Source organism: Microcystis sp. LE19-131.1A (genome assembly GCF_027532015.1).
GTDB lineage: Bacteria > Cyanobacteriota > Cyanobacteriia > Cyanobacteriales > Microcystaceae > Microcystis > Microcystis ichthyoblabe_A.
Map to the genome: position 1 here is coordinate 1 of NZ_JAPZSS010000191.1, position 6,778 is coordinate 6,778.

General features: G+C 45.6%; 6 protein-coding genes and 1 pseudogene. 1 reads left to right on the forward strand and 6 read right to left on the reverse strand.

Annotated elements, in window-relative coordinates; all coding sequences use genetic code 11:
- Window positions 1-165: 165 nt before the first annotated feature.
- Window positions 166-321 (forward strand): annotated as a pseudogene (locus O9323_RS22700) (PIN domain-containing protein); the annotation flags it as partial.
- Between the two features lie 192 nt (window positions 322-513).
- On the opposite strand, the gene O9323_RS22910 reads toward O9323_RS22700, so the two are convergent.
- The 6 genes from O9323_RS22910 to O9323_RS14595 form a co-directional block, all read right to left on the reverse strand.
- Window positions 514-1,533, reverse strand: a complete 1,020-nt coding sequence (locus tag O9323_RS22910) for a helix-turn-helix domain-containing protein (RefSeq protein ID WP_502846428.1) — start codon at window positions 1,531-1,533, stop codon at window positions 514-516.
- Between the two features lie 46 nt (window positions 1,534-1,579).
- Entirely contained in the window at window positions 1,580-3,934 is a 2,355-nt protein-coding gene (locus O9323_RS14575) for a GH116 family glycosyl hydrolase (RefSeq protein WP_193978654.1), read from the reverse strand.
- 154 nt (window positions 3,935-4,088) lie between these two features.
- Window positions 4,089-4,532 carry a DUF3531 family protein gene (locus tag O9323_RS14580; RefSeq protein WP_002752631.1) on the reverse strand — a complete coding sequence of 148 codons (444 nt, stop codon included), beginning with the start codon at window positions 4,530-4,532 and terminating at the stop codon, window positions 4,089-4,091.
- A 209-nt stretch (window positions 4,533-4,741) separates the two neighbouring features.
- On the reverse strand, window positions 4,742-5,323 hold the full coding sequence (locus O9323_RS14585; protein WP_002792372.1) for a CPBP family intramembrane glutamic endopeptidase: 582 nt from the start codon (window positions 5,321-5,323) through the stop codon (window positions 4,742-4,744).
- Window positions 5,320-6,378, reverse strand: a complete 1,059-nt coding sequence (locus O9323_RS14590; protein ID WP_288125335.1) for a DUF3326 domain-containing protein — start codon at window positions 6,376-6,378, stop codon at window positions 5,320-5,322. Before O9323_RS14590 ends, O9323_RS14585 begins: the two co-directional genes overlap by 4 nt.
- Window positions 6,375-6,551 (reverse strand): DUF8621 family protein, encoded by a 177-nt coding sequence (locus O9323_RS14595; RefSeq protein WP_002734354.1) that lies wholly within the window; start codon window positions 6,549-6,551, stop codon window positions 6,375-6,377. The genes O9323_RS14590 and O9323_RS14595 overlap by 4 nt, the downstream gene beginning before the upstream one ends.
- Window positions 6,552-6,778: the final 227 nt, after the last annotated feature.

Here is a 6,778-nt window from a genome sequence, read left to right on the forward strand (position 1 = left end):
TCCTGTTTTCTCCCCTTTGCTATTAATAAAAGTTATATTTTCTCTGAATTATCTCAACAAAAACTTATCTTCTCAATCGGCTTGAATAATCAATTATCTTTCTCCTGCTGCCCCCTTACTTTTTCAGCAAGCCCTAAATAACGTTATTTTAGTAGGCACAATTAAAGGTCAAGGTTGTCTAAAGTCGGTAAGAGTCCTACTTTTGTCGATGGTCAAATAGCGTCTATTGCTTTTACCAACAATTTGACTTTAGTTACTAATAATGTTGATGATTTTAAAGATTTAGAAGGTTTAGTGATTGAAAATTGGTGGCTCTTCTAGGTTCTGTGTGATAAGTTTAACCGATATAGGATAGATCAATCTTTGTGTCCTCTGTGTCTCTGTGGTTCCTTCCACTCCCTCGCCAGCAGGACTGTATTTGGTGAATACATTTTACCCACCAAACCTAAGAGAGCCAAATTGGTTTTTCTAATCTGTAATTGTTCTGTGTTAATACTCGATAAATCATTTCAGCTAAAAAGGTCTAGGGTGAATAATCTTAGCCGTCACCTTTCCCACTCCATAATGCTCCCCCAGAAAGGTAATCACCGCATGAAAGAGATTTTTTGTTGTGGGCGGAAGATAGTTGTAAGGCCATAAAAAAACGTTGAAAGGCCGCGATCCCAGTTGCTCTCTATATCTAAAAGTATCTCGCTCCGACAAACTCACCACCGCACCGAGTCTTTGGGCCAGGACGATACAGTTCTGAAAATTTTGGGTGGCATAACATTGAACGTCAAGCTGATTGCACCGACCGCGCTTCACTAAATTCGCCTGAAATGGCTGAATGCTGCAAAAAATCGGTTTCTGGTACTGAAAATCTAGAGACTGGAACTCCTCCTCCGAATAATGGGCAAAAAAATGGTCATCGACCTGAATCCCATCCCCATGGCGAGCCTCATGGATCAGTTCGGCGACGGTCAGGGAACGATACTGGGGCGACTGAACCCAGACCACCGGCATTAACTTGTACTCTCGCGCCTCCCAAGTCACCCGCCTCTGTACCTCATCGGACACCCCCCGAAAATCCAGGAATACCACCTTATAGTTTTGGCTTTGGATGTCTTTCATGACCTGGCCGAGGGTGTTAGTGGAGGAATGAAACCGAATTTGAGGTTGAGAAAGCCAAGTTCCATTGGGAACTCCGGCGATCGCTAATCCCGGACAGAGGCATCCCCACAAAGTTGCCACCCAAACTGCCGTTTTCTGAGATAGTCGTCGGTACTCCCCGGTCATTAACCTATCCATTGTTCGTATCTTCCCTCCGATTTTTCCACTCCGCTCTACATACTCTAATTCTCGATCCGCCCATTTCTCCATTTTCTCTCCCTGTTGATAGAGTTCTTGGCAGTAAGCTAAGGTATTGTTCCAGACAACAAGCACACACCCGAACAATTGAGACAAAAGCCTCTTTTGTTGGTCTGTTGGGTAAATGCAGTATTGATACCTTACTTTTATTGGGTTAAAATCAGTGTGTCTGCACTGTATTTTAATTAGGCAGGTAAAACCAGATCACCAGTTAGATGGCGATAATCCTGTTTTATCCCTGAAATTCCGTCAAAACCCCATAGATAGCCCAGATAGCCATGGCGCGTAAATAATGACAAGCGCGAAAAGTTCCCACCGATGTTATTGCTTCTGGGGTGCGAAATTGTAGGCCATTTTCATAAATTTGTCGCACCACTGCCTCCGTAATTTGCCATCCTTGCTTTTCCATTCCCATTTGTAGTAAAAAAGCCACCAACCCAAAATTAATTCCTACCCAAACTTCCAAGGGATGAGTTGCCTCGGGATTTTCGGGAGTACCATCGGGTTTTAAACCATTGGCTGCCCCAAATTTTCCCCCATGAAACTTGAGAAAACAAGCCTCATAAATCTTACTTAAAGCTGATTGCGTGTATTGATTTTCTACCACATCCGGCAAAGCCAATAAACGGGCATAAAATTGACCGCATAGTTGGTCAGTCATCACCACATCGGAACCACTGCCACTATCTAAATTATAATATTCTCCATTCCAGAGAGTCTGATGATAAATAGCGCGAGATTGCTGTAACCAACTGGCAAAAATTGCCGTATCTTCTCCAAGAATTGCCCCAATTTTAAGCGTCGCTTCTAGTGCCGCTATCCACAAACCACCACAATAGGCACTAATTCCCTGTAAACGCCAATCATCAAAGGTTTGGTCTGGTGCGCCGGAATTTTCGGGGATGCCATCGTTATCAAGGTCAAAGGTTTTTAAATATTGCAAAGTCAGGACAATTGACGGCCAACATTCCCGCAGAAAATCCTCATCTTTAGCCCCCGTTAATAAATAATCCCGATAAACTAATAAAACAAAATCACTGCCTAAATCTTTCCAGAGATTACAATCTTGATAACTGGTGTAATTACTCTTTTGCCAAGGGTGTTCATTGGGTGCGCCTAAATCGTGGGGAGTGGCATTTTTAGCCTTACGAATGGCACTAGCTTGATTATAACCGATAATCCTAGGAGTGTCGTCACTGCTGGGAATTGCCCTGGCAAAAGCTTCCATGACGGCCTTTTCTAAGCGCGGCCATAACATCAGTAACCCAAAGGAACCATAGAGACGCACATCAAGACTTTCATACCAACGATAATCTATACATTCTAAGACCCCAAATTGACCGATAGGATCCTGTTCCGTGGCTGCCGTCCAGAGAGTGCCGCCGTCCGTTAACAGATATAATTCGTTAAATAAAGCCATTTTAAACCAATCGGCCAGATCGCTACGTTCTAGGATCGGTTTTTGCCAGTTAATAATATTTTCTCGCCATGTATCGCCCTGTTTTAAAGCCGTGCGTACCATCGCCCAAGCATTTTGACCATTGCGACCGAAAAAGTCTGTATAACGACGATAATAGTTAATTCCTTGGGCAAATTCGGTGACTGGTAAATCCCAAGCTAAAATAAAAGGAATTTTGCGAGTTTTCCCCGGACGAATGGTAAAACGAATCGCCATGGCCGTGGCCGTTTGTTCCCCTTTTTGGGCGGGGGTTTCGTCCTCAATATCCGGTAAAGAGCCATTCATGGCGAAATAGTCCCAAACTTCCCCCCCATCGCCGGCAGGGTTCCATTTACCCAGATAGAATACCTCTAGACTCGGATTAGTAATACTGGCAATCGCCATCTGTCCATCCCCTTCCCCAGGGTTTTCGTAATCTCGACGCATTAGACAGCCAACGCGGAAATTATCGACAATCCATTGATTATAATTACCCTCACTTTCCCCCCATTTTGATTGATATTCATAGACGGGACTACCATCATCTCTCACTTTAACCACTGGGGATTTAATCGCGTTAGTAAACCAACCGATTGTATTTTGCCAAGTCAGCATAATACTAATAGTAATTGGTTTATCGGTGGGATTATGGGCCGTCCATTCAAATAGGGCAATAGGATAACTACTTTCTTGATAATTATGCGCCCAAACCGGTGAGAATTGTTCGCAAATTAATTGAGTCTGAAAAACATCTTTATACTCGTACCAACTGCGGGGATAAAGGGCCGAATAGTTTCCCTTTTCGGCTGGATACCACGACCAGCGCGATAAAGTTCCATCCGTCGGGCTTTCCGTCGCCATAGCGTAGGCTTGGGCGTTTCCGTCTTCTGTTTGTTCAAAAATGCTAAATTGACAGGCGGCAAGGCTATTAAAACTGTGTTCACCGCCGTCCAGATGCCAGAGGTTAAAGTCACCTTTGGGGGAACGTCCGATGCAACCGGCCCCAAATCCCCCCAGAGGCATCCCATGCCAAGAACCATCATCTAAATTGCTGGCGTAGCGGACGCTGTAGGGTTTTTCCCAACCTTTGCCTAGAGGACGTTTCCAAGCAGCGGCGGGAATTTCTGGAAGGGAGACGAGATTAAGCATAGATGTTGTTAAGTGGGGTGTGGGGTGTGGGGTGTCGGGTGTGGGGTGTGGGGTGTGTGTGGGGTGTAGGGTGTGGGGAGAATAAATAAATAAAAATAAACTCCTGACTCGGAGAATACTGACTCCACCAAGAAACTTTTTCAGTAAACCCTAATTATTCGCTAAAGAGATAATTACTGCGATCGCTTACTGGCCAATCTTGATTTTCTCCACCGATAATTAAACGTTTAATATCGACAAAATCCTTACTTAATTGGGTCAAGGCATTGATTAAAATATCTAAAGCAATAAGATCGCTAGTACCGAGATCAAACCAACAACGTCCCCAAGTACCTAAGTATTCAAAATCGGTCATATTGTGCATCGGTGACATGAAGGCATTTTCGGCCATATCTGGATCGTATTCCATATAACTAATATCGATTCCCACCTCCTGTACCTGTAGATTTTCGGCATTGAAAGCCCCTAATTTACCCAAATAAAACCAAGAGGCAAAAACTTCTTCTACATACTGCTGTTCCATATTCGAGGGAACCGTCGAAAATTCCAGCCAAAACCAGACATCAAAAGGATTAAATTCGCGAAATTGTACTTCCATATTTTTTATAGGAGACTCGGAGACGGGAGACGGGATACAGGAGACAGGAGATGGGGAACTGGGAATTATGAATTGGGGAGAAGGGAGTATTTTCAGTGAACAGTGAACAGTGAAAAGACAGTAGGAAACTTGTATTTAATACTGCTGACTTAAAACTCAAATCTGATCACTGATAACTTACCCACTGATAACTGATTACTGATAACTGATTACTGATTACTATGCTGTAATTTCCAGAGAAAACTAGCGAGGAGATTGGTGATAATATGAGCGAGGATCGGGATTAATAAATTACCGGTGATGATGACGGTATAACCGAGGGCAAAACCGACAACAGTTGCCCAGATAACATAGGGCCATTGTTGGGGACCGCTAAAATGGAGGATACCAAAAATTAGACTAGAAACGGTTAAACCAAAGATATTTAAGCCCAAAGCTGGCAAAATCACCCCGCGAAATAATAATTCTTCACTTAACCCCGGCAGTAATCCAACCCAAATTAAATCGGGCCATGCTAAAGGTTTAATGACTAATTCTAAGTAAGAGTTAGCACTATGGCGATAACTAGGCCAAAAACGATAGAGAAGCCCACTAATTCCACTAATTGCCCCCGCTAAGGCTAATCCGAACAGGAAATCCGGGAGAGTCCAGCGAATTGCGGGAATAGCGATCGCACCGAAATATTGCCAAACTTTGGCGACTACCAGCAAGATAATCGCCGTTACCGCCATAATGGTGAGGACTTGTGTGCGTGTCAGGGGATCAAATTCGGAATTAGGGGAATTAGTCACGGATTCTCGGATAAACAGCGTAAAGAGTTGAAATTAGGGCGAAGAGATGCGAGGCTAACCCCGGCCCGTTGACAAACGATCGCACCGATCGCCTCTGTATATGAGTGTACCCTAATTGCTTTCACCCCTAGGGGTTCCGGGGCCACCTTCATTCTTGTACTATTTTCCTCGACAGCAATCAGTACGGTTTTTTCTTGACAAAAACTCAAAACTGTGCTAGAGCCGCAAGCACTGGCGGGAACGATCAGTGCGTCCACCTCCCGGCTCCAAATAGCATCGGGACTGGGCTGCTTGACCAATTGGGGGGCGCGACTCAAACCCACCAAAACGCAGGGTAAAAAAGTATAACCGATTTCTTCGGCCGCGGCCTTGGGGGAAAGTTGCGGATCGAGGGGCAGCGGACTTAAAGCGGGAGCATGGGCCGCCGGTATTTGGAATTGTCGCACCACCAGATGGGAAATCACCGCTTCGGCCCCGGCAAGGGGATCCACCCCCTGACCATGGCGATAATTAGCCAGGGCAATGCTATCGGGAGCGTCGGGAAAACGGGCAACAATGGCGATCGCTTCCGCCCGGCCTTGGTTAATCAGTTTTTCTGCTCCCCGCAGCAAGCTGTCGGGATTGCCAATTGTTCCCCAACTGGCCCCGGAGGCTGCCTCTCGCAACTGCACATTTAGGGGGGCATCGGTGATAAGGTAATCGGTCAGATCTAAGCCTAGGGTGGCCCGGACAGCATCGGCAGCCTGAAGGTGTCTTTGCAAGAGGTCAAATTCAATGGCGCGATCGAATAGTAACCCGATGCGATTTTGATGGACGGGACTTAATCCCCAATCCCCCCGGGCAAAACGATCTAAAGCGTAACCCTCCACATAGTAGGTGTTGTCCAAAGGCCAGTAAAGTTGTGCGCCGTTGAGGACATTGGGATGGGTAATTAGGCGATCACAAACTTGGGCGATCGCTCTGGCCACGGGAATGCCATCCCCAGCATAACCGCCAATCGCTGCCCCGATGCCGGTGGGAATAATTAGTACGGCGGTATAGGGACGAGAATTCACGAGGCAGTGGTGACAATCGCTTCGACTTTGACTTGATTATTCTCGGTATCCACTTCTGTGATTGCCCAGCGCAAGGGTTCACCGCGTTTGGCTAATTCTTTTTCGATTTCTTGCTGCAGTTGTTGCGGGGTTTCCTGTAGGTCGATTTCGGCACTAATAAAGTGAGTGGTCATGGGAATAGTCCAGGATAGTTATCCCCTCAGTTTATCAAGATTTTGCCCTCTTGCGCTGACTTATCGGCTCTCTAGCCTGCATTATTGACTCTTTTGGATTTGGTGGGTAAAATGTATTCTAAGATACAGTCCTGCTGGCGAGCGAGTGGAAGGAACCACAAAGACACAAAGGACACAAAGATTGATCGATCCTGTGTAAGTTAAACTTATCACACAGAACCTAGAAG